This window comes from Gammaproteobacteria bacterium (assembly GCA_011682695.1).
In the GTDB taxonomy this organism is placed as follows: domain Bacteria; phylum Actinomycetota; class Acidimicrobiia; order Spongiisociales; family UBA4744; genus BMS3Bbin01.
The window spans coordinates 13,065-38,735 of sequence record JAACED010000020.1; the positions used below are offsets into that span (position 1 = coordinate 13,065).

At 63.2% G+C, this 25,671-nt stretch carries 30 protein-coding genes; 15 read left to right on the plus strand and 15 right to left on the minus strand.

Annotated elements, in window-relative coordinates; genetic code table 11:
• The first annotated feature begins 20 nt into the window (after window positions 1-20).
• A complete protein-coding gene (locus tag GWP04_05835; protein NIA25072.1) occupies window positions 21-1,223 on the plus strand; it encodes an NADP-dependent isocitrate dehydrogenase in 1,203 nt (400 codons plus the stop codon).
• 114 nt (window positions 1,224-1,337) lie between these two features.
• On the opposite strand, the gene GWP04_05840 is transcribed toward GWP04_05835, so the two are convergent.
• The 4 genes from GWP04_05840 to GWP04_05855 all read right to left on the minus strand — a co-directional run bounded on the left by GWP04_05840 (window position 1,338) and on the right by GWP04_05855 (window position 4,256).
• A complete protein-coding gene (locus GWP04_05840) occupies window positions 1,338-1,766 on the minus strand; it encodes a hypothetical protein (protein NIA25073.1) in 429 nt (142 codons plus the stop codon).
• Between the two features lie 77 nt (window positions 1,767-1,843).
• Entirely contained in the window at window positions 1,844-2,623 is a 780-nt protein-coding gene (locus GWP04_05845; GenBank protein ID NIA25074.1) for a hypothetical protein, read from the minus strand.
• Window positions 2,620-3,024, minus strand: a complete 405-nt coding sequence (locus tag GWP04_05850; GenBank protein NIA25075.1) for a hypothetical protein — start codon at window positions 3,022-3,024, stop codon at window positions 2,620-2,622. The genes GWP04_05845 and GWP04_05850 overlap by 4 nt, the downstream gene beginning before the upstream one ends.
• 101 nt (window positions 3,025-3,125) lie before the next feature.
• The gene (locus tag GWP04_05855; protein NIA25076.1) at window positions 3,126-4,256 is read right to left on the minus strand and encodes a hypothetical protein; all 1,131 of its coding nucleotides are present in this window, start codon (window positions 4,254-4,256) and stop codon (window positions 3,126-3,128) included.
• A gap of 136 nt (window positions 4,257-4,392) precedes the next feature.
• Here GWP04_05855 and mdh point away from each other — a divergent pair, with 136 nt between their 5' ends.
• On the plus strand, window positions 4,393-5,328 hold the full coding sequence (mdh, locus tag GWP04_05860; GenBank protein NIA25077.1) for a malate dehydrogenase: 936 nt from the start codon (window positions 4,393-4,395) through the stop codon (window positions 5,326-5,328).
• 108 nt (window positions 5,329-5,436) lie between these two features.
• On the plus strand, window positions 5,437-5,721 hold the full coding sequence (locus tag GWP04_05865) for a DNA-binding protein (GenBank protein ID NIA25078.1): 285 nt from the start codon (window positions 5,437-5,439) through the stop codon (window positions 5,719-5,721).
• 121 nt (window positions 5,722-5,842) lie between these two features.
• Here the strand turns inward: GWP04_05865 and GWP04_05870 are convergent, their stop codons facing one another.
• From GWP04_05870 to GWP04_05905, 8 genes are all read right to left on the minus strand, one after another.
• On the minus strand, window positions 5,843-6,220 hold the full coding sequence (locus tag GWP04_05870; protein ID NIA25079.1) for a hypothetical protein: 378 nt from the start codon (window positions 6,218-6,220) through the stop codon (window positions 5,843-5,845).
• 156 nt (window positions 6,221-6,376) lie between these two features.
• Complete coding sequence (locus GWP04_05875) at window positions 6,377-7,255, minus strand: hypothetical protein (protein NIA25080.1); 879 nt, start codon at window positions 7,253-7,255, stop codon at window positions 6,377-6,379.
• 166 nt (window positions 7,256-7,421) lie between these two features.
• Window positions 7,422-7,988, minus strand: coding sequence for a hypothetical protein (locus GWP04_05880; protein NIA25081.1), 567 nt, complete (start codon window positions 7,986-7,988; stop codon window positions 7,422-7,424).
• 4 nt (window positions 7,989-7,992) lie between these two features.
• Window positions 7,993-9,441: a hypothetical protein gene (locus GWP04_05885; GenBank protein NIA25082.1), complete on the minus strand. Its 1,449-nt coding sequence runs from the start codon at window positions 9,439-9,441 to the stop codon at window positions 7,993-7,995.
• Entirely contained in the window at window positions 9,438-9,986 is a 549-nt protein-coding gene (locus tag GWP04_05890) for a hypothetical protein (protein NIA25083.1), read from the minus strand. Before GWP04_05890 ends, GWP04_05885 begins: the two co-directional genes overlap by 4 nt.
• 475 nt (window positions 9,987-10,461) lie before the next feature.
• Window positions 10,462-11,229 (minus strand): succinate dehydrogenase/fumarate reductase iron-sulfur subunit, encoded by a 768-nt coding sequence (locus GWP04_05895; protein NIA25084.1) that lies wholly within the window; start codon window positions 11,227-11,229, stop codon window positions 10,462-10,464.
• Window positions 11,229-13,181 carry a succinate dehydrogenase (quinone) flavoprotein subunit gene (gene sdhA, locus GWP04_05900; GenBank protein ID NIA25085.1) on the minus strand — a complete coding sequence of 651 codons (1,953 nt, stop codon included), beginning with the start codon at window positions 13,179-13,181 and terminating at the stop codon, window positions 11,229-11,231. Before sdhA ends, GWP04_05895 begins: the two co-directional genes overlap by 1 nt.
• Window positions 13,168-13,926, minus strand: a complete 759-nt coding sequence (locus GWP04_05905; protein NIA25086.1) for a succinate dehydrogenase — start codon at window positions 13,924-13,926, stop codon at window positions 13,168-13,170. The genes sdhA and GWP04_05905 overlap by 14 nt, the downstream gene beginning before the upstream one ends.
• Before the next feature lie 207 nt (window positions 13,927-14,133).
• Between GWP04_05905 and GWP04_05910 the strand changes: the two genes are divergently transcribed.
• From GWP04_05910 to tatA, 4 genes are read left to right on the plus strand one after another with little or no spacing between them, the layout of a single operon-like run.
• Window positions 14,134-14,409, plus strand: coding sequence for a WhiB family transcriptional regulator (locus GWP04_05910; GenBank protein ID NIA25087.1), 276 nt, complete (start codon window positions 14,134-14,136; stop codon window positions 14,407-14,409).
• A 53-nt stretch (window positions 14,410-14,462) separates the two neighbouring features.
• Window positions 14,463-15,404 carry a hypothetical protein gene (locus tag GWP04_05915; GenBank protein NIA25088.1) on the plus strand — a complete coding sequence of 314 codons (942 nt, stop codon included), beginning with the start codon at window positions 14,463-14,465 and terminating at the stop codon, window positions 15,402-15,404.
• 2 nt (window positions 15,405-15,406) lie between these two features.
• Window positions 15,407-16,093: an LLM class flavin-dependent oxidoreductase gene (locus GWP04_05920; GenBank protein ID NIA25089.1), complete on the plus strand. Its 687-nt coding sequence runs from the start codon at window positions 15,407-15,409 to the stop codon at window positions 16,091-16,093.
• 29 nt (window positions 16,094-16,122) lie between these two features.
• Window positions 16,123-16,308, plus strand: coding sequence for a twin-arginine translocase TatA/TatE family subunit (gene tatA, locus GWP04_05925; protein NIA25090.1), 186 nt, complete (start codon window positions 16,123-16,125; stop codon window positions 16,306-16,308).
• A gap of 48 nt (window positions 16,309-16,356) precedes the next feature.
• On the opposite strand, the gene GWP04_05930 is transcribed toward tatA, so the two are convergent.
• The 3 genes from GWP04_05930 to GWP04_05940 all read right to left on the minus strand — a co-directional run bounded on the left by GWP04_05930 (window position 16,357) and on the right by GWP04_05940 (window position 19,152).
• On the minus strand, window positions 16,357-16,815 hold the full coding sequence (locus GWP04_05930) for a redoxin domain-containing protein (protein ID NIA25091.1): 459 nt from the start codon (window positions 16,813-16,815) through the stop codon (window positions 16,357-16,359).
• An 85-nt stretch (window positions 16,816-16,900) separates the two neighbouring features.
• Window positions 16,901-17,983 (minus strand): hypothetical protein, encoded by a 1,083-nt coding sequence (locus GWP04_05935; protein NIA25092.1) that lies wholly within the window; start codon window positions 17,981-17,983, stop codon window positions 16,901-16,903.
• On the minus strand, window positions 17,980-19,152 hold the full coding sequence (locus GWP04_05940) for a PDZ domain-containing protein (GenBank protein ID NIA25093.1): 1,173 nt from the start codon (window positions 19,150-19,152) through the stop codon (window positions 17,980-17,982). The genes GWP04_05935 and GWP04_05940 overlap by 4 nt, the downstream gene beginning before the upstream one ends.
• 14 nt (window positions 19,153-19,166) lie before the next feature.
• On the opposite strand from GWP04_05940, the gene GWP04_05945 reads away from it, so the two are divergent.
• The 8 genes from GWP04_05945 to GWP04_05980 all read left to right on the plus strand — a co-directional run.
• Window positions 19,167-19,595 (plus strand): molybdenum cofactor biosynthesis protein MoaE, encoded by a 429-nt coding sequence (locus GWP04_05945; GenBank protein ID NIA25094.1) that lies wholly within the window; start codon window positions 19,167-19,169, stop codon window positions 19,593-19,595.
• A 61-nt stretch (window positions 19,596-19,656) separates the two neighbouring features.
• Window positions 19,657-20,907: a phosphoribosylamine--glycine ligase gene (purD, locus tag GWP04_05950; GenBank protein NIA25095.1), complete on the plus strand. Its 1,251-nt coding sequence runs from the start codon at window positions 19,657-19,659 to the stop codon at window positions 20,905-20,907.
• Window positions 20,904-21,377 carry a 5-(carboxyamino)imidazole ribonucleotide mutase gene (gene purE, locus GWP04_05955; protein NIA25096.1) on the plus strand — a complete coding sequence of 158 codons (474 nt, stop codon included), beginning with the start codon at window positions 20,904-20,906 and terminating at the stop codon, window positions 21,375-21,377. The genes purD and purE overlap by 4 nt, the downstream gene beginning before the upstream one ends.
• A 35-nt stretch (window positions 21,378-21,412) precedes the next feature.
• Window positions 21,413-22,282, plus strand: coding sequence for a phosphoribosylaminoimidazolesuccinocarboxamide synthase (locus GWP04_05960; GenBank protein ID NIA25097.1), 870 nt, complete (start codon window positions 21,413-21,415; stop codon window positions 22,280-22,282).
• Window positions 22,279-22,521: a phosphoribosylformylglycinamidine synthase subunit PurS gene (purS, locus tag GWP04_05965; GenBank protein ID NIA25098.1), complete on the plus strand. Its 243-nt coding sequence runs from the start codon at window positions 22,279-22,281 to the stop codon at window positions 22,519-22,521. Before GWP04_05960 ends, purS begins: the two co-directional genes overlap by 4 nt.
• Complete coding sequence (gene purQ / locus GWP04_05970) at window positions 22,518-23,195, plus strand: phosphoribosylformylglycinamidine synthase subunit PurQ (protein NIA25099.1); 678 nt, start codon at window positions 22,518-22,520, stop codon at window positions 23,193-23,195. Before purS ends, purQ begins: the two co-directional genes overlap by 4 nt.
• Entirely contained in the window at window positions 23,188-25,374 is a 2,187-nt protein-coding gene (gene purL / locus GWP04_05975) for a phosphoribosylformylglycinamidine synthase subunit PurL (protein NIA25100.1), read from the plus strand. The genes purQ and purL overlap by 8 nt, the downstream gene beginning before the upstream one ends.
• The coding region (locus tag GWP04_05980) for an amidophosphoribosyltransferase (GenBank protein NIA25101.1) at window positions 25,367-25,671 on the plus strand (305 nt) is incomplete at its 3' end. The genes purL and GWP04_05980, both read left to right, overlap by 8 nt.

Consider the following 25,671-nt stretch of genomic DNA (forward strand, 5'->3'; position numbering starts at 1 on the left):
CCGCCTGAAAGGAGATCAACATGGCGTTACCGATTACGATGGGACCCGAGGGGCTCGTCGTTCCTGACGAGCCCCTCATCCCCTTCATCGAGGGTGATGGCACCGGTCCCGACATCTGGCGTGCGTCCCGCTACGTGTTCGACTCGGCTGTAGAAAAGGCCTACGGCGGGCATCGCCGCATTGGGTGGAAAGAAGTGCTCGCCGGTCAGAAGGCGTACGACGAGACAGGCGAATGGCTTCCCGCGGAGACGATCGACGCGTTCCGACAATACCTGGTCGGCATCAAGGGTCCGTTGACGACGCCCGTCGGCGGTGGGATCCGAAGCCTCAACGTTGCGCTCCGTCAGACTCTCGATCTGTATGTGTGCCTTCGGCCCGTGCGGTACTTCGACGGGGTTCCCTCGCCGGTGAAGCATCCTGAACTCGTGGACATGGTGATCTTTCGCGAGAACACCGAGGATGTCTACGCGGGTCGCGAACTCGAAGAGGGCACACCGCAAGCGGAGAGCCTGCTCGAGTTCATGAAGTCCCGATTCGGCTGGGATATTCGTCCCGACAGTGGTCTTGGGCTGAAGCCGGTGTCCGAGACGGCATCCAAGCGTCTCGTCCGGGCAGCGCTCAAGTACGCACTGGAGAAGAACCGCAAGTCGGTGACGCTCGTTCACAAGGGCAACATCATGAAGTTCACCGAGGGTGCATTTCGCACGTGGGGTTATGAAGTCGTCAAGGACGAGTTCTCCGACGTCGCGGTGAGCTGGGAAGACTGCGGTGGCGAGCCCGGCGACAAGCTGCTCGTCAAGGATGTGATTGCCGACGCGTTCCTCCAGCAGATTCTCACCCGGCCCGCGGAGTACGACGTGATCGCCACGCTCAATCTGAACGGCGACTATTTCTCCGATGCGCTGGCCGCGCAGGTCGGTGGCATCGGGATCGCCCCCGGAGGCAACATCAACTACGAGAACGGGATCGCACTGTTCGAGGCAACCCACGGGACCGCACCGAAGTACGCCGGACTGGACAAAGTGAACCCCGGTTCGCTGATCCTTTCCGGTGCGATGATGTTCCGGTATCTCGGTTGGGATGAAGCGGCGGATCTGATCGTCGGAGGCCTCAAGGCTGCGATCGCCGAAAAGATCGTCACCTACGATTTCGCTCGTCTCATGGAGGGCGCGACGAAGGTGAAGACCTCCGAGTTCGCACAAGCGATGGTCGAAAGGATGTAGGCAGGCGGGGGAGGCGCGTTGGCGCCTCCCCCGATCTTGCTGCTCCCGGCGAAGGAAGCGACCGAGGCGAAGGACCAGCCGAGGTCGACGGGGGAGAACGGGGGTCTCACGATCCTAGATCGTCGCCAGATCCGCCAGCAGCGCTTCGCGATGCTCCTCATCGTCCACTCTCGACGCGAGATCGTGGGCGGCAACGAGGTATCGCTCCCGGTCCGCGTCGGACGCAGCCCGGGCAAGCGCCTCATAGGCATAGCTCTCATAGAAAGCCGGGAGATCGTTGTCCTGGCATAGGCGGAGCGACTCTTGTCCATGGTGAAGCGCCAGGTCTGGACAGCCCACAACCGCATACACCCTCGAGAGTTGCCACGCCCCGACCGCGAGGTTGAGCGGGGTGCAGGCCTTGGTCTGAGCCCAGTGCCATCTGGACGCATGGGCGAGATCGACCATCTCGTCGACTTCCTCGGGAGTGTGGTCGCGCTTTTCGAGTAGATCCCAAGCTGCGTTGAAGCACTCGGTCGCGAACCTGCGATGCGTTGCGTCCACGGGACACCTCCCACTGCAACCGTACAGCATTGAGCCCCCTTTGACGGGGGCTCAACACATTCCGGTTGCGGGTGCGGTTACGCGGCGTCGTCGGCCAACGCATCATGGATCGCGTCGCGCAGCGCCTGAGCGGCGGCCTTGGCGGAATCCTTGGTCGCACGGAGTTCGTCCCTCGCCTGGATGAGGTCGTCACGTCCCTGTCTGAGCAGTGATTTGGCCGGGTTCTCCCAGTCGCTCGCCTCCAGGTCGATGACCTGGTTCGGGACCGGGGCGGCGTACGCTTCGGCCTTAGTCATGTGCGTCTGCATCTCCTGCAGCGCCGCCTGGGCCTCGGTCACGTCGTAGCCGGCCTGATCGGCTCGGTCGACGAGCGCAGAGAGCTTCTCGTACACGTTGGTCGCCGGGTTGTTCACCGCCCACACGGCCGTGTCGGCGGCGATCACTTCGTGGACTTTCGGTGCAAGGACCAGATAGATTCGAAAGTCGGTGGCGATCTTGGGTACGAGAACTCGAAGCTGATCGATCGTGTTCGCCGCATCGATTTCTCTCGACAATGTCCGGAGTCCGGCCTTGGCTTCGTTCAGATCGACGAACAGGTCCGCCTTGTGGGCTGAGGTTGCATGACCCTTCTCGTTCAGGGCCGTCCGCAGCCTGTCGATCGTCGCGAGCCGCCTGTCGATGGCGTGCTGGGCCCGTTCCTTGATCCTGTCGACGATGCCTGGCCGTTGACTGTCTACCGTCTGTTCGGCGACCGTTCCGTCGGGAGTCGGGCCGTCGGTTGTCTGTGCCATGGCAACGCCTGGCAGGGCGAGCACGAGGCTCAGCGCCACGGCTGCAGTGATGGTTCTCTTGATCATGGGGTTACGTCTCCTTCGTCTTCGTTGAAGCTCGAGTCCAGATCACCGAGGAGGCGATCCAGGTCGGCGAGCATGGCGTCGATGTCGCTCAGGTCGACAGCGACGTCTTCTTCGGTCAATTGGGCTGTCGTGGTGGTCGTTGTCGAAGAGGTTGCGGCCGGCTCGGCCGGCTGGGTCGTCGACAGCGCCGCCAACGGGACCGGTTCGGCAGGAGGGATGGTCGTGGTCGCTGCGGTGGTCGTGGTCGCCGTGGCGGTTGTGGTTGCCGTGGCCGGCTGGGACTGCGTCGTCGCAACGGCGGTTCCGGCGACAGCCTGAGGTCCGTCGATCGGTCCGCAAGCGGTCAGTATCAGGGCACCGGTGACGCCGATGGTGGCCCAGAGGCCGGCTCTCGATCGCATGCTGTCTCCTTTGAAGGTCTGAAGACAGGATCGGGCACGGCTGTGTGCACGCTGTGAGTGAGATGTTCGGAGTTTGTAAGACCTGAGCCAGTCAGGGATCGCTACCAGAGTTCGACGTACACGAGGACGGGAACGTCAGGTGCCGATGAGAAGCCGGTCGATTCCCGAAAGTCCCACAGCTCGACCCAGAACCGGACTCCATCGGAGCGGGCGAAGCTGCCTTGGTAGTGGGGGAGATGATCATCATTGATCCGCGTGAAGCTGCCTCCGAATCCGCGCTGGAGGAGTTTGTGTTCGATTTCGGGGCCGAGGGCGAGGTGGTTCGGAACACTTGCGGCGAGCTCGAAGTAGTGGGCCTCGGCATGCGTGGCACCCGGTGCCGCCCTGCCTGCGGCCGCTTCGTCGTAGAGGTCCTCCTTGGTGGAGACTTCGACAGCACCCGCAGGGATCCATGGTTTGCCCGCGGCGAGCCGTCTGACCGACGTGTCGAGCCACTTCGTCACCCACGTGCTGTGGTCCGGCGGAATCCAGTCGGCGCGGCCCAGCACGAGCATGGCGACCGATTCGGCCATGTCTTCGGCCGGTCCGGTCTGCCCGTACTCGGTGGCCGCCTTGCCCTCGAGTCGCCAGTCGGCGTGGAGTGGATCGGCGGATTCGTTGGTCCAGCCGGTCTGGGCAGCGAAGGAGACGACGAGGTCCGAGCCGTCGGCAGGGTCGACCCGAGCGATGTCGCCGTCGAGCGCCGCTTGGATGTAGGCGGGGTCGAGAGCGCGGAACTGTGCGACATGCGCGAATTCGTGGGCGAGGGCGCGTGCGAGGTCGAGGCGCGTGGTGCCGCCACCGTCGGGGTCGAACGTCCGGTCGACGAGGTAGATGTCGGGCCCTCTTGTGAAGGCGACGACGTGGCCTACCTGCTCTTCTTCCGGAGCCGATGCCACGCGGATGATGGATCGCGGGGTGCCGACCTCCCAGAGCACACGGGGCAGTTCGGAGAGTGCGCCTTCGAGGAGATCGAGCTCGGCCGGGTCGGGGTGTGGTCGCGACCCGACGACGGTGATGTCGTGCACCGTGCGTTGCCACACGACGTCGGCGAACGGTGCCGACCCGAGGCGGGTGAGGAGGCCGGTGTCATTGAGGTCGAATGACTTCAGGGCAGTGGTCGAACTCGGTGTCGCAGGGACCGCACAGGCCACTACCAGAGTTGCGAAGGCGAGGAAGAGAAGACGTCGCACGGGGGCAGATGGTAGATGCAGGCGACGGTTGATCGATGCCATCGAGCGCATGCTCGGGCTTCGTCTACTTGCGGCTGAGACGGATTCTGATTGCACTAGCCTTGAGTCAGAGGCCGCGAGCCAAGGAGTTGGAACTATGAGCAAGGTCACGGTTGTCGGGGCGGGCAAGTATGGGTCACTGACGGCGATGCGGATCGCCCAGATGGATCTCGCCGACGAAGTCGTCATGACGGACATCGTCGAGGGTCTTCCGCAGGGGCTTGCCCTCGACATGAACGAGTCCCGGCCGATCGAGAGATACCGCACGTTGGTCGTCGGGACGAACGACTACGCAGACACCGTGGGCAGCGACGTCGTGGTGATCACCGCCGGGCTTCCCCGCAAGCCGGGTATGAGCAGGATGGACCTACTCGAGGTGAACGCCAAGATCGTCAAGAGCGTTGTCGAGCAGATCGTGCAGTATTCGCCGGAGGCGACACTGATCGTGGTCACCAATCCGCTCGACCACATGACGACGCTGGCCGCCGAGGTATCCGGTCTGCCGCACAACAAGGTCATGGGCCAAGCAGGCATGCTGGATACGGCACGGTTCGTGCACTTCGTCTCAGAGGTGAGCGGTGTCGACGTGCTCGACATCGAAGCGCTCACCCTGGGCAGCCACGGGCCGACGATGGTGCCGGTGCCGTCACAGGTCAAGGTCGCCGGCAAGCCGCTGACGGAAGTGTTGACGGCAGACCAGATCGAGGCGATCGTGGAGCGTACCCGCAAGGGTGGCTCGGAGATCGTCGGACTGCTGAAGACGGGGAGCGCCTATTTCGCCCCGTCGGCGGCAGCCGCGCAGATGGTCGAAGCAGTTCTGCAGGACACCGGCGAAGTCATGCCGGTGTGTGCGTGGACGTCCGGCGAGTACGGCATCGAGGGCGTGTACCTGGGTGTCCCCGCCAAGCTAGGCGCCAAGGGCGTCGAGAAGATCGTCGAACTGGACATCACCGAGTCTGAGTTGGAGGCGCTGCGCGAGGCTGCCGTGGCGGTGAAGGCCAAGATCGAAGACCTGCACAGTATCACTCTGTAACCGTCCTGGAAGGAACGAAAGCCCCCGGTGTGCGGGGGCTTTCGTTGTAATCGGGGTGTTGTCCTGCCAGAATCACAATGTTGTAGTTCTCTGCCAGGAGGCGGTCGAATGAATAAGGGAGACCTCGTAGAAAAGGTTGCTGCTGCCGCGGGCATCAGCAAGAAGGCCGCCCATACGGCGGTCGAGACGGTGTTTGGTGAGATCACCAAGGCGATGAAGAAGGGTGATCGAGTGCAGGTGACCGGGTTCGGGAGCTTCGAATCGACGAAGCGACCGGGTCGCAAGGGCTTGAACCCGGCGACCGGGGAGAGTCTGTATATCAAGACCAAGTTCGTGCCGAAGTTCCATCCCGGCAAGGGCCTCAAGGACGAGGTTGCCAAACGCCGCAAGTAGGCGATGGGATGGAGTGAGAGTTGGGCGGCCTTCGGGCCGCCCACATTGTTGTTCTGTTGCTGTGAACCCAGGGCTCAGGGGTACCCATAAGGCACCTACGAGCCCAGGGTTCAGGGGGTTCTCAGTACTCGACGTCCACGCCGGCGGTGGCGGTGGCGTAGTGGCCGAGGGCGACCTGCTGGGTCATGAGCTTGGCCATGTTGCCGGCGACCTTGATCTTGCCGGTCATGAATGCCATCTGCGTGTTGAGGTCACCCTTGAAGATCTTCGACGCAGTCTCGTAGTTGGACGTGATCGTGACGTCCGGGTCTTCCATCTCGCCAATTGCCTGCACCGGGGTATCTCCGGTGGCGTCCATGTAGAACTTCGCTTCGCCTTCGGGTGCATCGGTGACGACGAACTGGAGGCTCATGTTGGCAGACGACGTGAAACCTTCGCTCGCCTTGAGTGCTTCGGTGACGGCGGCGGCCCATTCGTCGGTGAGGAATTTGAATGCCATGGCTTCCTTTCTCTTCCTTATTGCCAGGCTAGCAGGGTTCGGCGAAAGTGCTTGCGATTGCAAGCAGTATGTGTTCTCGGGTTCTCTATGTCCGTCGACGGAGGGGTTCGAACCGAGCGAGGCCGATGGGGGCAAGGCTGCAGAAGTTTCGGGTGATCAGTCGTTCAGGATCGGCAGAAGAGCCTGTTTGATCTTCTTGATGTCCCTGGCACCGAGCTTCGCGAGCGGCGCCCGCGGAGAGCCGGGCCGGAGTCCGCTCATCTCGGCGGCGGCCTTCACGCCGGGGATCCTGTAAGCCTCGACCGCCGAGGCGATCCTGGTCAGTTCTGCCTGATCCGAGAGCGCGCTCTTGGGGGATCGGTGTGCCTTTGCGATGACCTCGAGGGCCATGGACGTGAGGTAGTTGGACGAGGCGGTGATCGCTCCATACGCACCCGCAGCCATGCAGAAGGTGATCGATCGGGTTGCCCCGGTGAACAACAGGAAGTCGGCAGGGGCTTCCTGCACGAGGCGGGCCATCCGCGCGACGTCACCCCCGGAGTCCTTCATCCCGATGATGTTGGGATGGTGTGAGAGTTCGACGGCCAGGTCGGTGGGGATCTCGTAGGCGGTGTACGGGGGGACCGAGTAGATCATCACCGGCAGGGGAGAGGTGTCGGCCAGCGTGAGGAAGAACCGGCGGACGGCATCGTGGCTGCCTCGGGCAAGGGTGGTGGGGGTCATGGCGAGGACGGCGTCGGCACCAGCTTCGACCGCCTCCGTTGTTTGCCGGACAGCCCTTCGTGTGGTCTCCGCGGCGATACCGCACAGCAGAAAGGGTTTTGTGCCGAGCGTGTCTCGTGCAGTTTCGAGGAGGGCCTGGCGTTCTCCGGGTTCCAGGTAGGGGCCTTCACCAGTCGACCCGGCGATCAGGAAGCCTTTGACGGTCCGCTCCGCGAGTGCGGTCAGGTTGTGTCGATGGGCGTCGAGGTCGAGGTCACCTGTTCGAGTGAATGGCGAGATGAGCGCCGGAAGAAGGCGAGGAGAGGTGTGCATATCGGGTGAGGCTAGTGCTCTGACCGCTTGCCCTCGTACGTTGGGGTGTCACGCGGTTGACGGGTGTGGCTGCTCCCATCGTTGGTGTCGCTCGGAGCGGGCGAACTTCGGTTCACATCGTGTGGTTCGCAGGAGTTCGGGAGTCGTGCTCCGGCGGTATGTCGGCTCAGGGAGTTGGATCCGGTTCGATGTGCATCACCGTGCTCGTAGCCCAGCAGTCCTTTCCGACTGCCGTCCCGCGCTCGCAGACGGACCCCGAGAAGCCGCCGAAATTGGTCAGCCAGTCGTGGTCGAAGACGACTCGCACCCCCAGCCAGTCGCGGGTGGCGCCATCGTTGTCTCGCGCCGATTCTGGCCAGTCGGACTGCACGAGAAACCATGCTCCACAGCGGAGGAGAGCGCTGTCGTCTCCGGTCACGAACGGACGGTATCGCTGGCGGAGTCCGATCGTGCCGGTCGTGTCGGATTCGTAGACCCACACTTCAACGACCGCGCCGTTGATGTCGCGAATCGCCCCGGCAGTCGCCTCGAGGATCACGCAGTCGGCGTTGGCCTCGTCGCCTGCGGCCGCCCCGACCCGCGCGCCTTCACGTGTGCCGGCCGTGACGCTCAGCCAGTCGCGAAGTCCCAGGCCCCACTCGACGCTCCCGAGGGCCACGAGCAGCAGCAGGCTGAGGATCAGCGCGGCTTCAATGGCTGCGACGCCCTGTTCGTTGTGGATCCGCTTCATCATGTCATCAAGGGTTGGCGATCAGTCGAACCGGGTTGCCGATGATCTGGGCCATCCAGGTCGTTCTGTCGTGCGGCTGGTTGAGCTCGATCTCCATGTACCACCAGCAGTTGGATGTGCACGTGTAGCTCGATGGAATCTCGACGTTCGCCGTGACCCACTGGCCGTTGAATATTGGGCTTCCGTCGGATGTCTGAATCCGGCAGGCTCCGAAACCGCCTTCGCCCGGTGGAGTCGTGGTATTGCCGTATTCGTCTTCGGAGTACCACGAACACTGGGCCGTCGTGCCATCGGGCATCTTGACGGTCATGTAGGCGTCGCCGTTGTCCTCACCCGGGTCGTAGAAGTGCAGCTCGAGTCTCTTCCCTGCATGGATCTGCTCGACTTTTGCCAGGTTCAGAATGCTGGTGGTGCTGGGTTGATTGGTGAAGATCGAGATATCGTTGATGCCGTAGACGTGCGGGGTGGACCCTGAGGCGACTGAGGCGTGGACCGAGTACTGGTTCGTGCCGCCGATGGTTCCGTCGGTCCAGACACGGAGGACATAGATCCCTGGTGTCAACGAGCTGCTGACATTACAGAGCTCTGCCCAGCGATTCTTGTAGGTGGAGGCGTAGTAGCCGCTGGGGATGTCGAACTGGCAGCCGGTGATGGGAGGGTTGTCGGTCGGGTCGAGCGGTGTGGTATCCGGCGCGTACATTTTGAAGTGGGTGTCGGTGCCTCCACCGTCATCTTGTTCACGATCACCGGTCTCATCGCTCAAGCTCCGTCGGTTGTAGAACCCGGCGTCGTAGATGTGGACCGTGAGGTCGGAGGAACCGGGCGCTACTTCGATGCCGTAGTAGTAGCCGGCCGGCCGGTATTGGGTGTTGTCGAAGTGGCTTCCGGACCACGGGTCGTCCCAGAACTCCGTCGCGAATGCGTCCCCGTTGAACTTGTTGGTGCGACGACCGGAGATCGCCGCCCAGAAGTTCGGGTCGCCGCCGGTGCAGGCGGTGCCTGGGGGACTGACCGGTGCCTCGCCGAAGCAGTTGTCGGGGCTGCCTATCGGCACGGGTTTGATGTATTGGGCGGTAGACCTTCTCGCGATCGTGAATTGGTCGAACCCGATGATGCGGAGAAGATAGGTGGGCACGCTGGTGGTCAGCACCACCTGGAGGCTGTTGTCGGCGAGAGGGACGAGTTCGACGCCTCCACCTGGGTACCCGTTTGCGGCCGCCGCGGCATCCGCGTCTTCCTGGGCCTTATCCATGAAACCAGGCAGATTCACCACGCCTGCGAGTGCGGCTGCGTCGGCGGCGTTCTGAAGTCTGGACGTATTGAGATACAGCCACGTGAGGTCGACGGAGAGCGCTGCGAATGCGAGGAGCACGACAAGGGAGCCGGCCGCCCACACGAGGACGGCTCCGTTCTCGGATGCCCCGGGTCGTACGAGTTTCCGCAGACGTGACCTCATCCGAACATCTCCGGTTCCATACGCAGGATGGTGCTCTCATCGATGAGGTAGCTTCCGGTGAAGGGTGGGAAACCGGTGATCCAGTTGTGCGTCATCTGGATACGAATGCCGATGATGTCGAGCGGTTGCGAACCGGCAGCGGTCTGTCGGGTGGTCGACGGCCACTGTTCGACGACGATCCAGTTCAACGCACAGTCGAGTGGGTCGCCGTTCTTGTACTGCCATGTGTTGGTGAGCGACGCGATCTGGTCACCGTCGGACGTCGCCTCATAGATCTCGATGTGATCGATCCGGTCGAGGAATCCGTTGGGGAGGAAGTTGACGATACTCGTGACGATCTGGCAGTCGGCATCTGGTGCCGTCCCCACGAATGCTCCCGTGCGGACTCCTTCGCGTGCGGCCTGTTCGACGGTGAGGAAGTCATAGAAAGACATGCCGAACTCCATGATTCCGACGAAGAGGAGCATGATGAGCGGCATCACCAAGGCGAACTCGACGAGAGTCGCTCCGTCTTGGTGACGGTTTCGCCCGCGAAGCGATCTCACGCATGTCCTCCCAGGACTGTCTCCCAGCGTGGCGGTCTCAACACACCACTGGCCCAACCATGAAATCTACACCACCCAATGAGAACTGCAACGGGGATGATCTTGATCAGTGCCACAAACCAGAGGGTGGTGTTACCCCGGTTGTTATGAAACCTCATGGTGTCCCTGCCTCTCGCCGGGCAACGGCCCGCGCGGACGACGCCATCGTACAGATGAGAAAGTCGAGGGGGACCAGCTGGCTGATAACGACCTCACCCCTTTTCTTCTCTGCCCGCGAGGGCGTGTCCCGGCCTCCCAGTCCTGCGCGAAACCGCGCCAGGTGGCCAGAGTATCACTGTAAGTGGGTGCCGACAAGGGGGGTTGTGTGGGCCTCCGGCGCCATTTCCCGATGACGCGGCGCGAGTCCAGATCATGTGAGCCGTCTCGGAACGGGAGAGGGGGCCCGTAGGCCCCCTCCACACGATCGAGTAGCGCTCTATTGGACGGTCTGTGCTGTCCGCCTACGGTTCTTGAGTTTCGCCTTGATGAAGTCCAAGTTCATCAAAGCGATGAAATCGATCGAGACATTCTTCGGGCACGCCGCTTCGCACTCACCGTGGTTGGCGCACGAGCCGAAGTACAGCTCCATCTCGTTGACCATCGCTTCGACCCTGGTCCAACGCTCCGGTTGACCCTGCGGCAGCAGGTTGAGATGTGCCACCTTGGCGGCGGTGAACAGCTGTGCTGCACCATTCGGACACGCAGCCACACAGGCGCCGCATCCGATACAGGACGCCGCATCCATCGCGGCGTCCGACGCCGGCTTCGGCACGGGGATCAGGTTGGCGTCCGGAGCGCTCCCAGTCCGAATCGTGATGTATCCACCTGCCTCGATGATCCGATCGAGCGGGCTGCGGTCCACCACGAGATCCTTGACGATCGGGAACGCTTTCGCGCGCCAGGGCTCAACGACGATGGTGTCACCATTGTTGAACTTGCGCATGTGGAGCTGGCAGGTTGCCGTTCCATCCTGCGGTCCGTGCGGATGGCCGTTGATCACCATGCCGCACATCCCGCAGATGCCTTCACGACAGTCGCTGTCGAACGAGATCGGGTCTTCACCCTTGGTGGTGAGCTGCTCGTTGACGATGTCGAGCATCTCCAAGAAGGACATGTGCTCGCTGATATCTTGTACGGGGATCGTTTCGAACGTGCCGGGAGCTTCGGGTCCGTCCTGGCGCCAGACTTTGAGTGTGACGTCCATTACTTGTAGCTCCTTTGTGACAGCGCGACGTATTCGAACTGGAGGGGCTCCTTGTGAAGAACCTCCTCGATCTCGTGGCCGATGCCCGCAAACTCCCAGGCGGCGACGTAGGAGTACTCCTCGTCGTTGCGAAGTGCTTCCCCCTCCTCGGTCTGACTCTCGGTGCGAAAGTGGCCGCCACACGACTCTCGCCTGTCGAGAGCGTCGAGGGTCATCAACTCCGCCAACTCGAAGAAGTCCCACACCCTTCCGGCGTTGGCGAGCGCCTGGTTGAAGCTCTCGTTCGTGCCGAGCACCTTCAGGTCGGCATGGAACTCTTCGCGGAGCGTCCGGATCATCTCCAATGCCTGGGTGAGTCCCTCCTCGCTGCGGACCATGCCGACGTGGTCGATGAGGATCTTGCCGAGTTCCTTGTTGAACCATGTGGCGGTGTGGGATCCGTTGACCGAGAGCAGATGATCGAGACGATCACGAACTTCTTGCTCGGTCCGGTCGAACGCTTCGCTGCCGGTGTCCATCGGTTCGGTCCCCAGCAGAGGTGCCAGATAGTTACCGATCGTGTAGGGCAGGACGAAGTAACCGTCGGCCAGGCCCTGCATCAGCGCACTCGCTCCGAGACGGTTGGCACCGTGATCGGAGAAGTTCGCTTCCCCGAGCACGAACAGTCCCGGGATGGTGCTCATCAACTCGTAGTCGACCCAGAGGCCGCCCATCGTGTAGTGCGTCGCGGGGTAGATCCGCATCGGCACCTCGTACGGGTTCTCGTCCGTGATGCGTTCGTACATCTCGAATAGGTTGCCGTAGCGTTCCTCGATGGTCTTCTTGCCCAGCCGCTTGATCGCGTCGGTGAGGTCCAGGTAGACGCCGTTCTTGCGCGGACCGACTCCCCGTCCTTGATCGATCATGATCTTCGCGTTACGCGAAGCGACGTCGCGGGGCACGAGGTTGCCGAACGACGGATACCGTCGCTCCAGGTAGTAGTCCCTGTCTTCCTCGGGGATCTCGTTGGGGGGACGGGTCTCGTTCGGATCCTTGGGTACCCAGATGCGGCCGTCGTTGCGCAGCGACTCCGACATGAGCGTCAGCTTCGACTGGAACTCCTCGCTCTGGGGGATGCACGTCGGATGGATCTGTACGAAGCAGGGATTGGCGAACGCCGCCCCTCTCCGATGCGCCCGCCAGATGGCCGTGGCGTTGCAGGCCATGGCGTTGGTCGACAGGTAGTACACGTTGCCGTACCCGCCGGTGGCGAGCACGACCACATGTGCGGAGTGGCTCTCGATCTTGCCGGTGAGCAGGTTTCGGGTGACGATGCCGACCGCCCTGCCGTCGTGGATGACCAGATCGAGCATCTCCATCCGGGTGCGCAGGGTGACTTTGCCTGCATGGATCTGATTGGCCATCGCCTGGTAGGAGGCGAGCAGCAACTGCTGGCCCGTCTGGCCCCGGGCATAGAACGTTCGCGACACGAGCGCGCCGCCGAACGACCGGTTCGCCAGCGTGCCGCCGTACTCACGGGCGAATGGGACTCCTTGCGCAGTGCACTGGTCGATGATCTCGTTGGACACTTCGGCCAGGCGGTGCACGTTGGCCTCGCGGGAGCGGTAGTCGCCGCCCTTGACCGTGTCGTAGAACAATCGAACAACCGAGTCACCGTCGTTCGTATAATTCTTGGTGGCGTTGATGCCGCCCTGGGCGGCGATGCTGTGGGCTCGTCGAGGTGTGTCGTGGTAGGTGAAGACCTCGACCTCATAGCCCAACTCGCCCAGTGCTGCCGCCGCCGAAGAGCCTGCCAATCCTGCGCCCACGATGATGATCTTGTACTTACGTTTGTTCGCCGGGTTGACCAGTTTCGTGTCGAAGCGATACTTGGTCCACTTCTCCTCGATCGGTCCCTCCGGGATCTTTGCATCGAGCTTGATCATGATGTCCCTTCGCTCACGCGACCACATGGGTCAGCACCGCGAGCGGGATGCTGACGTTGCCGATCACGATTACCGAGGCGAACGCCGTGGCAAACCACCGCCGCCATGGGTTGAACCGTGGGTTGTTCCACCCGAGACTCTGGAAGAGGCTCCATGCGCCGTGGTAGATGTGAAAGCCCAACAGGATGTTGGCGACGATGTAGAACGTCGCAACCGGCCAACGGGAGAAGCTGGCCACGACGTTGTCGTACACCGCGCCACTTACGAACTCGGGGTTCACGTTGCCCCACGTCAGGTCCATCAGGTGCCAGACGATGAACATCAGGATGATCACGCCCGACCAGCGCATCGTCCTCGACGCGTAGTCGGCCACCAGGTACTCCCTCGGAGTGCGGTAGCGGACAGGCTTCGCTCCCCATCCTCTCGCCCTCCAGTTCGTTTTGGTCAGTGAATAGGCCGCATGGAAATGGAGCACGAGCGCCGCTGCGATCACGATGCGGAATAGCCAGAGGAAGACATTGTGGGGAAGGAACGGCTGAAGGATCGAGCGCAGCCACTCGGCGTACTCGTCGAGGTGGTAGACACCATCGGCAGCAGTGCCGAGGAAGATCTTCAGGTTCCCGATCATGTGGGCGAGGACATACGTCAGAAAGAGGATGCCCGTAACCGCCATGACCCACTTCTTTCCGACATCCGAGCCGTAGAACTCGCCGAAGAACGTCCGGTACTGTCTGGGCGTTCTCCTGCCCGTGCCTTGTTGGGTGGTCGTCACTACGAACCTCCTCAGCACAGTGGAATAGTGGTCGCGGCGAGGCTAGCACCGCGAGGCCTTGCCCCTCGATTCGAAGGGGTATCTATGGCGGGGTGGAACCGTCAGGAATCCCGGCACTTCGCGGCGGCCGGTCGATTCGGGGTTGACAGCGCGCGCGGGGTTTGATTACATGTATGTAATTACACGTTTGGCGCTTGGAGGGCGGTCTTGTACAGGAGTCTCATCGAGGCGCTCGCCGTCGAGGATCTGTCCTGGCAGGACTACTCGAACTGCAGAGGGGGTGACGCGAACCTCTTCTTTCCCGAGCGCGGCGCGTCGACCCGAAAGGCCAAGGCCATCTGCAGTGCCTGTGAGGTTCGTATCGATTGCCTCGAGTTCGCTATCCAGCAGAGCGAGAAGTTCGGCATCTGGGGCGGCCTCTCCGAACGCGAGCGGCGGCGCATCCGCAAGGAACGCGCGGCGAAGATACGCAGAGTCTCCTAAACGGAGCGCTTCGCGGCGGTAGCATGGATGCCATTCAGAGGTGAGGAGATGCGGTGGAAGACCTTGGGTTCGTTGGTGTGCTGCTCCTGGTCGTGGCGATCTTGCTCGCGATCGTGGGCACGGTGCTGAGTCGCAGGACGAAGGCCCTCAAGGAACAGCTCAAGGTGGGCGATTCTCTTGCACCCGAACTCGATCTCGAACAGCCTCGTCCCAGGGTCATGGCGTTCCATGTGCGCGGAGACGAAGCCCAAGTCACGTTTGATGTCCCCCTGCCTCCAGGTGAACCGGACCCGGTCCTTGTCGAGCTCCTTCTGTCCGAAGCCGTGGAGGTCGTCCACGACAAGCAGCATTCGCTACCCATCGACGAGGTCACCAAGGTCGTCGTGTTCGCAGGACGCGGAGAAGAGCCGCGCAGAATCGAAGAGCTGTCACTCGCCGAGCCTGGGTTGCTGCCGCCGCTGTCGGTGACGCCGCGGCTGCATTTCGCGAGCATCGGCTTCGATGCGTTCGACCGACAGTTCGAGGAGGAGCCGGCCGGCACACCTCCGGAACTCGTAACGGTCACGGCAAGCGAGACGCTCAAGCCGATCGGTGAGGAGTTGCGGATCCCGAAGGCTCTCGAGATCGGCCTTCGCGCCCAAGGCATCGATCCGGGTTCGATGACCGCCGCCGACATGGTCCGGGGCATACTGCGCCTGTTCGGATACTCCATTTCTCCCGGTGCGGATCCGTCCGTGTACACGGCCACGAAGGCGGGGACGACGACGTACGTACGCGAGGACGTGTACCGGCCCGGCGACTACCCCGAACTTGACGAAGGAACGATCCGCTCGTTCATGGTCGGCTTCCTGGATGCCCGCGCCGACCGGGGCTTGCTCGTCAGTGCCAAGTTCGCTCCCTTCAGCATCCACAACCAGGAGCAGCGAGAACCGAGGGTGCGATTCGTGACCCGGGAACGGCTCCAGAAATTCATCGATTCGTTCTCTCTGGATTGACCATGCGCTTCGGCGTCGCGATCTCCGGGGTTCCCGATCCGGTGTTCCCGGAGGAGGTGGCCGGGCTCGAGAAGGCCGGTTTCGGAAGTCTCTGGTTCGGGCTGGACGGGGCCGACTGGGACCCGATCGTCCTGGCGTCTGCTACCGCGATGGCGACCACCGGTGCCGAACTCGTCGTCGCTCTTGCCGCTCCGACCCCTGTGACCGCCAAGTCCGTCGCGTCCCTCGACGCGCTCTGCGGGGGAAGGAGCCGGATCCTGGTCGAGACTGCCGGTGATGCCGCGCTCATGCGAGCCATGCTCGGTGGTGATCTCGTCGGCTACGACGGTGCTCGCTTCCGGGTCGTGGACGCTCCGGTGCTACCGGCACCGGTGCAAGAACAGGTCCCGATCTGGACGCGGGTGGCCGACTTGGCGGGCAGGGTCGACGGGTGGTTGGCGACTGGCGTCGAGGCGTACGAGGCCCGGGCGGGAACGGTCGATCAAGCGTGTCGTGACGTCGGAAAGGACCCTGCGCTGCTGCGACGAGCCGTGCTGGTCGATGCCCGAGGCAGAAGGGTTACCGCCGCTCTGTTCTCGGTGACGTCGGGTGAGTTGGTCCGGCGACTACGCGGGGTCGACGAGGTCGTTCTTCAGCTGGACCGGCAGTCTTGGCGAGTCGCAGGCGAGGTCGCGTCCCAGATCCAGTAGGATCAGATCCTGACACGGAAGGTGAAGACATGTTCGGAGGAAGACTCGGCGGCGGTGAGTTGATCATCATCCTCGTTGTCCTATTGCTCCTCTTCGGAGCCCGCAAACTGCCGGACCTCGCTCGTTCGCTGGGCGCCTCCGCCAAGGAATTCCGCCGGGGCCTCGATGAGGGTGCCTCGGAGGAACCCGAGGGCGACTCCGACGAAGACTCCTAAGAAGGTCTTGGAGGAGCGGATGGTGCGGGCTGTCCGGTGTCTCGTCGTCTACAGGTGCTCCAGGGCGATCTCATAGTCGGTGACGTCCCGAGTGACACCAAGGCTGCCGGAGGCGATGATCTCTCGAACGACGCCGTCGGCATCGAGAACGTAGGTGGTGCGAGTGGCGCACCCGAGGTTCTCATCGAAGCATCCATATTCGGTTGCGACGGCACCGTGCGGCCAGAAGTCCGACAGGATGGGGAAACCGTAGCCTTGCTCCTCGGCCCAGTGCTTGTGGACATGACGGGTGTCGCAGGTGATGGCCACGACGTTGGCGTCGACCTCGTTGAAGTCGGTGAGATGGTCCCGGATGGCGCACAGTTCGGCTTCGCAGTTCCCCGTGAACGGGAAGGGGATGAACACGACGAGCGTCTTGCGACCCCGCAGTGACTCCAGGGTGACCTCGTTGTTGTCCTGATCCTTGAGGGTGAATGATGGGGCAGGCTGTCCGATGGTTGCCGGCATGGTGATCTCCCTTCTTGCGAACGCTACCCCATACCTGTGAACCCTGGGCTCAGGGGTACCCCTGGGGTACCTACGAGCCCTGGGTTCAGAGTTCTTCGGCGGGGAGCAGGACTCGGGCCGCCCATCCGACCGGATCGGTGAGCTCGGCCAAACTCGGCAAGTTCGCCGGCTGTTCCCAAAGCGTCGCAAGTGCGTCTTCACCCCAGCGGCGGGCGACTTCGTCGCAGAAGCTCGCCGTGCCGATCTTCTCGTTCGGTCGCAACTCGAGACCAAGCAGCGCGGTGAGGACCTGCTCTCCCTGGGCGGGCTCGGATCGGCGGCGGTTGAGCGCCTCCCGCATCCGGGCGAGGTCCGGCAGCAGCCGCGCCGCTGCCCTGTCCACCAGGTACTCCGCGTAGCCATCGATGATTGCCACGAACGCCTGGAGTGCCTCGAGGTCGGGTTGCTGCTCCGGGGTGGTGAGCAGGCCCGAGAACCCGCCGGACTCGCCGACGAGCTGTTCGAACTGCTCGGGGTCCTGGAAGCCCTGGAGGCGCCCTGCAAGTGCCTCGGGGTCGAGTTCGAGGCCGTCGAGATACCGCTCGACGAGTTCGAGGAAGTGAGGCCGTACCCACGGTCTCGAGAAGAGAGTGGCGTGAACGAGCTCGCGCAGGGCAACCCACAGCCGCACCTGCCGGCGGTCGAGACCGTTCTCGGTGGCAAACGCCTCCACGTTCGGAACGATGAGCGAGATGTCCGTCGCCTCCACACTCGGGAGGCCGATGTCGAAATGACCGAGCGTCCGATGGCTGAGAAAACCGATCATGATGCCCATCTGCAGACCCAACAGTGCCGGACCGAGCATGGCGAGAGCGCCGGGCATGGGCCCCTCTGCGAACTTCGGCGCGATCCGCTCGATCAGATACCGAAAACTCATCAGATGCGAATCCGCCCAGCCGCGCCGATCCGCCGGGATCACGTTGGAGAACGCTCCCGGGTCCAGAGGAGTCTCTTCGGCGATCTGTAGTTGGGCGAGACGGCTCAGATCCTGGTACTCCTCCGCCATCCACGGCTCGATCGGTTCCCTGCCGCCCGCGAGATGGCCGGTGAGTTCGGCCGCCAGCTTCCAGTTCACCGGTCCCGGCTGGTTGAACAGGTCGAACAGCTGTGAGAAGAGGTCCTCGTTCATGGCCGTTGACCGAGTACCGCGTCGACTTCGATCGGAATCCCGTCGTGCAACAGCGAGAGCGTGACCGTCTGCCCCGCCCGGCGTGTGCGGAGCAGAGCGATGAGGTCTGCGACACCGATGACACTGGTGCCGTCGATGGCGGTGATGATGTCTCCGACTTGGGTTCCGGTGTCCTGGATGCCGGTGGTTCCTTCGAACGCGACGATTCGGGCGCCTTCAGGGACCTGGGCTCTCCCGATGTCTTTGAATGCCGGTTCCACCTGCACACCGATGAACGCGTGGTGTACGACACCGTCGCGAATGAGATCGTTTGCGACACCTTGCACGATGCCGACCGGCACCGCGAAGCCGAGACCTTCCGCGCCCACATCACTGAGGCCGATGGCGGTCGTGATACCGACGAGCCTTCCGTTTGCATCGAGAAGAGCACCGCCGCTGGATCCGCGGGTGATCGGAGCATCTGTCTGGAGGAGGCCGAAGAGTGTCTCGTCCGCGGTGACCTGCAGCCTGCGGTCGATGGCCGAGATGATGCCGGAAGTCACCGATGGCCCTCCGTGGAGGCCGAGCGGGTTGCCGATGGCAATTGCGAGATCACCGATGTGATAGCTGGACGGGTTCGCGAGTTGCAGTGGAGTGAGATCGGGTGCATCGATCGAGATCACCGCCAGGTCGGTCACCGGGTCTGTGCCAACCACGGTGGCTTGGTAGATGCGACCATCGGAGAGCACCGCCCTCACGAAGCCGGCGTCTTTGAGCACGTGGTTGTTCGTGAGGATGAATCCGTCGGCCGTGTACACGACCCCTGAACCGCTCGCCGAGGCGAGAGCGGTACGGCCGTTGCCCTTGCCGACCTCGACTGTGACGATCGAAGGAATCGCCTTGTCGGCAATGGCTGCGATGGCCATCGAAGGCAAGGATGCCTGCGCCGGGGAGACCGAAGGGAGTGTTGTCGAGGTCGATATCGTCGATGTCTCCTGAGGCGGGAGAACATCGGTCGCGAAGAGGGCCGCCACGGTGAGGATCGCTCCGAGGACGCCGCCGACGAGCGCCGCGGGAAGGACGTTGCGGCGGCGCGCGACAGGGGCCCGGCCCGGCTGCTCGGGCGGCAGGGGCGGCAGGGGCGGAGCAACTCTCGGATCTCCGTCTCGCGGGGCGGTACGATCACTCATGGGAGCCTGATTGTATGACTGGAAAACACGTACGAGTGCGGGTCCGGCTCGACCCGATCGACTGTGGCGAGTTGATGGCCTTCGTCGCTTCGCCGTCGGCAGGCGCTTCGGTCCTGTTCATTGGCACCGTTCGAGACCACTCCGAGGGGAGGACGGGTGTCACACATCTCGAATACGAAGCGTACGCCGAACGGGTCGAGGGTGTGATCATGACGATCGTCGAGGAGGCCGGGGACCATTGGGACGTGCTCGGGGTCGCCGTCGATCACCGCACAGGCGTCGTCAATCTCGGGGAGGTGTCGGTGGCGGTTGCCGTCTCTTCGGCCCATCGCTCCCAGGCGTTCGAGGCTGCCCGGTACATCATCGACGAGCTGAAGATCCGGGCTCCGATCTGGAAGAAGGAGTTCTGGTCGGGTGGCACCGAGTGGGCCCGCGGGTCCTGAGTACCGGCTGGATGCTGGTCGCCGAGAAGTGAGCTCCGCGAGCCGGTATGCTCCTCACCCGATGAATGTGCTCCTCCTCGGCAAAGGCGGCCGTGAACACGCCATCGGTTGGAAACTGTCCCAGAGTTCTCATCTGCGGCGGCTGATCTCGCTTCCCGGAAACCCAGGTCTCGCTCGACTCGGGGATGTGAAAACCGGCGTCGACCCTTCTGATCCGGCGGGAGTGACGGCGTTTGCCCGATCGGCAAAGATCGACCTCGTCGTCGTCGGGCCGGAAGCACCACTGGCCGCAGGGGTCGCCGACGCTCTCAGAGCGGCCGGCGTTGCGGTGTTCGGTCCAGATCGTGCTGCCGCCCGACTGGAGACTTCGAAGTCGTTCGCGAAAGAGATCATGGCCAAGGCCGGCGTACCGACGGGTTCCTCCGTGACCTTCTCCGAGGACCGGGGCGCGTTGGCGCATCTCGAACGAATAGACGGACCGTTCGTCGTAAAGGCCGATGGTCTGGCGGCCGGCAAGGGTGTCCTGGTGACCGAAGACATCGCCGAAGCCCGGCACTGGGTCCGGGCCTGTTTCGATGGGCGTTTTGGCGATGCCGGCTCGACCGTCGTGATCGAGGAGTACCTGCCGGGCGAAGAGATCAGCGTGTTCGGGCTCACCGACGGCACCGGCGTGATCGGGTTACGTCCCGCCCGCGACTACAAGCGCCTCCGAGACGGTGACGCCGGTCCGAATACCGGGGGAATGGGCTCTTTCACTCCTGTCGAAGGATTCGATGACGCTTGGGTGCAGAGCATTGTCGACAGCATCATCAAGCCGGTCCTCGGGACCCTGTCGGAGGACGGTATCCGGTATGTCGGATTCATCTACGCGGGGATCGTCCTGACTCCCGACGGACCGAAGGTGCTCGAATTCAACTGCCGGTTGGGAGATCCGGAGACTCAGGCCATCCTGCCGACCCTCGACAGCGACCTGCTCGAGCTCATCGGCGCGTGCATCGACGGCACCACCGGCAACGTTGCTCCGCGTTGGAACGATCTGGCTGCCGTCAACGTCGTTCTGGCGGCCGCCGGGTATCCCGAGGCTCCTGTCGGCGGCGACCGGATCACCGGTCTCGATTCTGAACAGGACAACACGCTCGTCTTTCATGCCGGGACGCGCGAAGACGACGGCAGGCTCGTCACTGCCGGAGGCCGGGTACTGAGCGTGATCGGACTCGGACCAGACGTGGCGTCGGCCCGAGCCAGAGCGTACGATCGGGTCGCGACGATCGGCTTCAACGGTCACCAGTATCGAAAGGACATTGCTGGATGAGAAGTGTTTCCGTGCTCATGGGGTCCGAGAAGGATCTACCGGTGATGGAGAAGGCCGCCGAAGTCCTTGAACGCTTCGGTGTGCCGTATGACATGCTGGTGATGTCCGCGCACAAGAGCCTCGATCGGGTGCTGGCACATGCCGGCCAGGCACGAGCCAACGGCGTCGGGGTGATCATCGCCGGGGCCGGCAAGGCCGCGCATCTCGCCGGGGTGGTGGCCGCGCGAACGACACTCCCGGTCGTCGGTGTACCGCTGAGCGCCTCTCTCGACGGGCTCGACGCGTTGTTGGCGACCGTACAGATGCCGACCGGAGTGCCGGTGGCGACGGTGGGCATCGATGGCGCAGCCAACGGCGCGCTCCTCGCGGTTTCCATCCTTTCGCTCGACGATCCAGCACTCGCGAAACGTCTCGCGTCGTACCGTGAAACCCTGGCTTCGGGGTCTTTCAAGGAGATTCACGTCCAATAGCAGCGGTCACGGATTCGTTCTTCTACAATCGCCCCGTGCTGGCGCTCAAACACGTGGCCTCCGGCAAAGTTCGCGAGATCTATGAAGTCGACGAAGAGCGATTGCTCTTCGTCGCCACCGATCGCATCTCCGCTTACGACGTCGTGCTTCCCGACATGATTCCCGACAAGGGGCGGGTGCTTACGGGCCTGTCTCTGTACTGGTTCGACTTCCTCGAGACGCCCAACCACTTCCTGACCACGGACCTGAGCGGAATCGGTCTGTCGGATGACGAAGTGGAGGCACTCACCGGCAGGGCAATGATCGTGCGCCGCGCCGACGTGATCCCGATGGAGTGCGTCGTGCGCGGTTACCTGTACGGGAGTTCATGGCGCGAGTATCGGGCAGGGGGAGGGCCGACCACCGAGCATCTTCCCGCCGGCCTGCAGATGGCTCAGCAGCTACCGGAGCCGCTGTTCACGCCAGCGACGAAGGCCGAGAGCGGACACGACGAGAACCTCACCGTTGCGGGTGCGAGGGCGCTGGTCGGCGACGAGGTCTACGAACGCCTTCGCAATGTCGCCATCGACCTGTACCGGCGTGCCGCGTCCACGGCGGTCGAGAAGGGTGTGCTGCTCGCAGACACGAAGTTCGAGTTCGGCTTCGTCGGGGACGAGCTGCTGCTCATCGACGAAGTCTTGACTCCCGACTCGTCCCGCTACTGGCCGGCAGACCAGTACGAGGTCGGAGCCGTGATGCCTTCGTATGACAAACAGTACGTGCGCGATTGGCTCGACTCGACGGGCTGGGACCACACTCCACCCGCCCCTGCGATGCCGGATGACGTCAAGGCTGCAACCCGGGCTCGTTACGTCGAGGCGTTCGAGCGGCTCACCGGGACATCATTCGACGAGTATCTGCGATGAAGGCCATCGTGACGATCCGGAGGCGTGAGAACATCGCCGACCCCGAGGGCAGCACCATTCGTCGCGCCCTCGGCGATCTCGGATTCGCCGATGTGCAGGCCGTTCGCGTCAACCGGACGATCGAACTGGACCTGCAGGGCCTGGATCGAGACGAGGCCATCTCGCAAGCGCGCGAAATGTGCGATCGGTTCCTCGTCAACCCGGTCATGGAAGACTTCGACATCGAGATCGTGGCTTGAACGTCGGCATCGTCGTATTCCCCGGTACGAATTGTGAGCACGATGTCGCTCACGCGTTCGGACTCCTCGGCGCGCAGACCGAGTTCGTGTGGCACCGAGAGACGACCCTGGACGGTTTGGATGGTGTCGTGCTACCGGGCGGTTTCGCCCATGGCGACTATCTGCGCGCCGGTGCGATTGCACGGTTCTCGCCGGTGATGGACGCAGTAGGAGACGCCGCCGACTCCGGCGTGCCCGTCCTTGGGATCTGCAACGGTTTCCAGGTGCTCTGTGAGGCGGGACTGCTCCCTGGGGCGCTGATCGCCAACCGGGACCTGCGATTCATCTGCCGTCCCGTTCACGTGCGAGTCGAGACGACAGACTCGGTGCTCACCAGAGCAGCCAGGCCCGGGCAGGTGCTGCGCATTCCGCTGAACTCCTATGAAGGTGACTACGTTCGTGGTGAAGAGGAACCCAAGACCATCCTGCGTTACTGCGATTCGGACGGGACGATCGGTGAGGCGTCCAACCCCAACGGTTCGTTCGATTCCATCGCAGGAATCACCAATGCCGCAGGCAACGTCGCCGGACTCATGCCGCACCCTGAGCGGGCGGTCGAAGACTTCATGACTTCCACGGACGGCCGAGTGCTCATCGAGTCATTCCTGAGTTTCGGGGAGGCGGTCCGTGACTGATCTACATCGCCGTCTTGGCATGACCGATGAGGAGTTCGATCGGGTCAATGGGATCCTCGGGCGGTCGCCGAACGATCCCGAACTGGCCATGTATTCGGTGATGTGGTCCGAACACTGCTCGTACAAGTCCTCGCGAATGCATCTGAAAGACCTACCGACCGAGGCGCCCTGGGTGGTGGTCGGACCCGGTGAGAACGCGGGAGTGGTCGACATCGGCGACGGTTGGCTGGCGGCTCTGCGGATCGAGAGCCACAACCATCCGTCGTTCGTCGAGCCGTATCAAGGGGCGGCCACCGGCGTGGGGGGGATCCTGCGCGACATCTTTACGATGGGTGCCCGGCCCGTGGGGCTGTGGAACCAGATTCGGTTCGGCGAACTGGACGACCCGCACGCCCGGTATCTGCTCGGTGGTGTGGTTGCAGGCATTGCCGGGTACGGCAATGCCGTCGGGGTGCCCACATTGGGCGGAGAAGTCGAGTTCGACGACAGCTACCGGGGAAACCCACTGGTCAACGTGATGTGTCTCGGCATCCTGCGCTCAGACCAGCTCGTGCTTGGGACCGCAGGTCCTCCAGGATCGATTGCGGTTCTGCTCGGTGCGGCGACCGGTCGAGACGGGATTGGGGGAGCGTCGGTGCTCGCATCCACCGGTTTCGACGAGCAGGCGGCGGCGAAACGGCCCTCCGTGCAGGTCGGTGACCCCTACGAAGAGAAGAAACTCATCGAGGCCTGCCTCGAGTTGTATGCGCGTGGTCTTGTCGTCGGGGTGCAGGATCTTGGCGCCGCAGGGCTCAGCTGTGCTGCGAGCGAGCCTGCCGCCAGGGCGGAGGCGGGCATGGACCTCGATCTCGACGCCGTCCATCTTCGTGAACTCGGGATGACCGCCCCCGAGCTGCTCATGTCCGAATCGCAGGAACGCATGATGGCCTTTGTATCGCCGGACAATGTCGACGAGGTGCTTGCCGTCGCCCAACGGTGGGAGATCGACGCGGCCGTGGTCGGGTCGGTGCGGGCCGGCGACCGACTGCGCGTCTTCCACCACGGGCGCACCGTGGCCGACATTCCCGCTTCCAGCCTGTCCGATGACGCACCCTTGCTCGACCGTCCGGTCGCGAGACCGGACTGGATGAACGATCTGTGGGCACATGAAGATCAGGTGTCCGACGTGGCGCTCGAAGCCTGTCTCATCGAGATGATGGGTCATCCTTCTCTCGGAGACCCGTCGTGGATCTACGAGCAGTTCGATCACATGCTTTTCCTCAATACGGTCGTCGGGCCCGGACTCGACGGTTCACTCATCCGCGTTCGGGGAACTTCGAAGGGTCTTGCAGTCTCGACCGACGGCAACGGCCTGACCTGCCATCTCGACCCTAGGCGCGGCGCTGCTCGACTGGTCTGGGAGGCAGCGCTCAACGTGGCCGTGCTTGGCGCCCGACCGATGGCGATCGTCGACAATCTCAACTTCGGCAACCCTGAGAACCCGGCGGTGATGTGGCAGTTCACCGAGACGCTTGCCGGTCTTTCGGAGGCCTGTGAGGCGCTGGACACGCCGATCGTCGGCGGCAACGTGTCGTTCTACAACGAGACCGACGGGGTCGACATCTTCCCTACGCCGATCGTCGGCATGCTCGGACTGGCCGATCCGATGCCCCGGGTGTGCACGACGGGCGTCGAGCCGGGAATGTCGATCTTCGTGTTTGGCCCGCCCCAGAGTGAGAACGTCGCAGGGGCGGCGTTTCAAAAGATCGTCCTCGGCACACATGGCGGCCGTCCGATCTTGCCCAACGTGGAAGCCGGCCGGCGATCGATCGAGACGGCGATCCAGATTGCCCATACGGTTGACGGGGCGATCCTCCATGACGTGGCGCGGGGTGGCACTCTCGTCACGCTCGCAGAGCTGCTCATTCCCGCCGGGATCGGGGCCGCTGTCGGCACGCCGTCCCACGCCGAGTCGTTTGGTGAGGACCCGCATCGTTTCGTGTGCCTCGTGCCGGAGCGATATGTCCAGGATGTGGCGCGGATTGCCGAAGATGTCGGGTGTCCCTTCGAGGTGTGGGGAGTCACCTCGGCCTCGGATCGCCTGCAGTTCGACGACGGATCGTACGTATCTCTCGATCGGCTGAGGGACGCCTGGGCGGGAGCCATCGCGGGCAGAATGACGGGGGCGGCCCATGGGTAGCCCATTCGATCGGCCCGGAGAGGCCTGTGGAGTGTTTGGTGCGTTCGCACCGGGATCCCACGTTGCCGGCCTCATCTACTTCGGGTTGTTTGCACTGCAGCATCGCGGACAGGAAAGCGCCGGTATTGCGGTGGGCAACGGGGAACAACTGACGGCGTACAAGAACATGGGACTCGTCGCGACCGTATTCGATGAGAGCAAACTCGCCGGCCTGCAAGGTTCGGTCGGCATCGGGCACACCAGGTACTCGACGACCGGTTCCAGTACGTGGGACAACGCACAGCCTTCGTTCCGGGG

Excerpts from the sequence above, each read along its gene's own strand:
- GWP04_05895 (NIA25084.1), bottom strand. The coding sequence starts at position 11,229 with ATGGACGTCACACTCAAAGTCTGGCGCCAGGACGGACCCGAAGCTCCC.
- GWP04_05835 (NIA25072.1), top strand. The coding sequence starts at position 21 with ATGGCGTTACCGATTACGATGGGACCCGAGGGGCTCGTCGTTCCTGAC.
- GWP04_05865 (NIA25078.1), top strand. The coding sequence starts at position 5,437 with ATGAATAAGGGAGACCTCGTAGAAAAGGTTGCTGCTGCCGCGGGCATC.
- sdhA (NIA25085.1), bottom strand. The coding sequence starts at position 13,181 with ATGTGGTCGCGTGAGCGAAGGGACATCATGATCAAGCTCGATGCAAAG.
- GWP04_05845 (NIA25074.1), bottom strand. The coding sequence starts at position 2,623 with ATGATCAAGAGAACCATCACTGCAGCCGTGGCGCTGAGCCTCGTGCTC.
- GWP04_05945 (NIA25094.1), top strand. The coding sequence starts at position 19,167 with ATGACTGGAAAACACGTACGAGTGCGGGTCCGGCTCGACCCGATCGAC.
- purE (NIA25096.1), top strand. The coding sequence starts at position 20,904 with ATGAGAAGTGTTTCCGTGCTCATGGGGTCCGAGAAGGATCTACCGGTG.
- GWP04_05850 (NIA25075.1), bottom strand. The coding sequence starts at position 3,024 with ATGCGATCGAGAGCCGGCCTCTGGGCCACCATCGGCGTCACCGGTGCC.
- purS (NIA25098.1), top strand. The coding sequence starts at position 22,279 with ATGAAGGCCATCGTGACGATCCGGAGGCGTGAGAACATCGCCGACCCC.
- GWP04_05875 (NIA25080.1), bottom strand. The coding sequence starts at position 7,255 with ATGCACACCTCTCCTCGCCTTCTTCCGGCGCTCATCTCGCCATTCACT.
- GWP04_05940 (NIA25093.1), bottom strand. The coding sequence starts at position 19,152 with ATGAGTGATCGTACCGCCCCGCGAGACGGAGATCCGAGAGTTGCTCCG.
- mdh (NIA25077.1), top strand. The coding sequence starts at position 4,393 with ATGAGCAAGGTCACGGTTGTCGGGGCGGGCAAGTATGGGTCACTGACG.
- GWP04_05880 (NIA25081.1), bottom strand. The coding sequence starts at position 7,988 with ATGATGAAGCGGATCCACAACGAACAGGGCGTCGCAGCCATTGAAGCC.
- GWP04_05885 (NIA25082.1), bottom strand. The coding sequence starts at position 9,441 with ATGAGGTCACGTCTGCGGAAACTCGTACGACCCGGGGCATCCGAGAAC.
- purD (NIA25095.1), top strand. The coding sequence starts at position 19,657 with ATGAATGTGCTCCTCCTCGGCAAAGGCGGCCGTGAACACGCCATCGGT.
- tatA (NIA25090.1), top strand. The coding sequence starts at position 16,123 with ATGTTCGGAGGAAGACTCGGCGGCGGTGAGTTGATCATCATCCTCGTT.
- GWP04_05870 (NIA25079.1), bottom strand. The coding sequence starts at position 6,220 with ATGGCATTCAAATTCCTCACCGACGAATGGGCCGCCGCCGTCACCGAA.
- GWP04_05920 (NIA25089.1), top strand. The coding sequence starts at position 15,407 with ATGCGCTTCGGCGTCGCGATCTCCGGGGTTCCCGATCCGGTGTTCCCG.
- GWP04_05935 (NIA25092.1), bottom strand. The coding sequence starts at position 17,983 with ATGAACGAGGACCTCTTCTCACAGCTGTTCGACCTGTTCAACCAGCCG.
- GWP04_05930 (NIA25091.1), bottom strand. The coding sequence starts at position 16,815 with ATGCCGGCAACCATCGGACAGCCTGCCCCATCATTCACCCTCAAGGAT.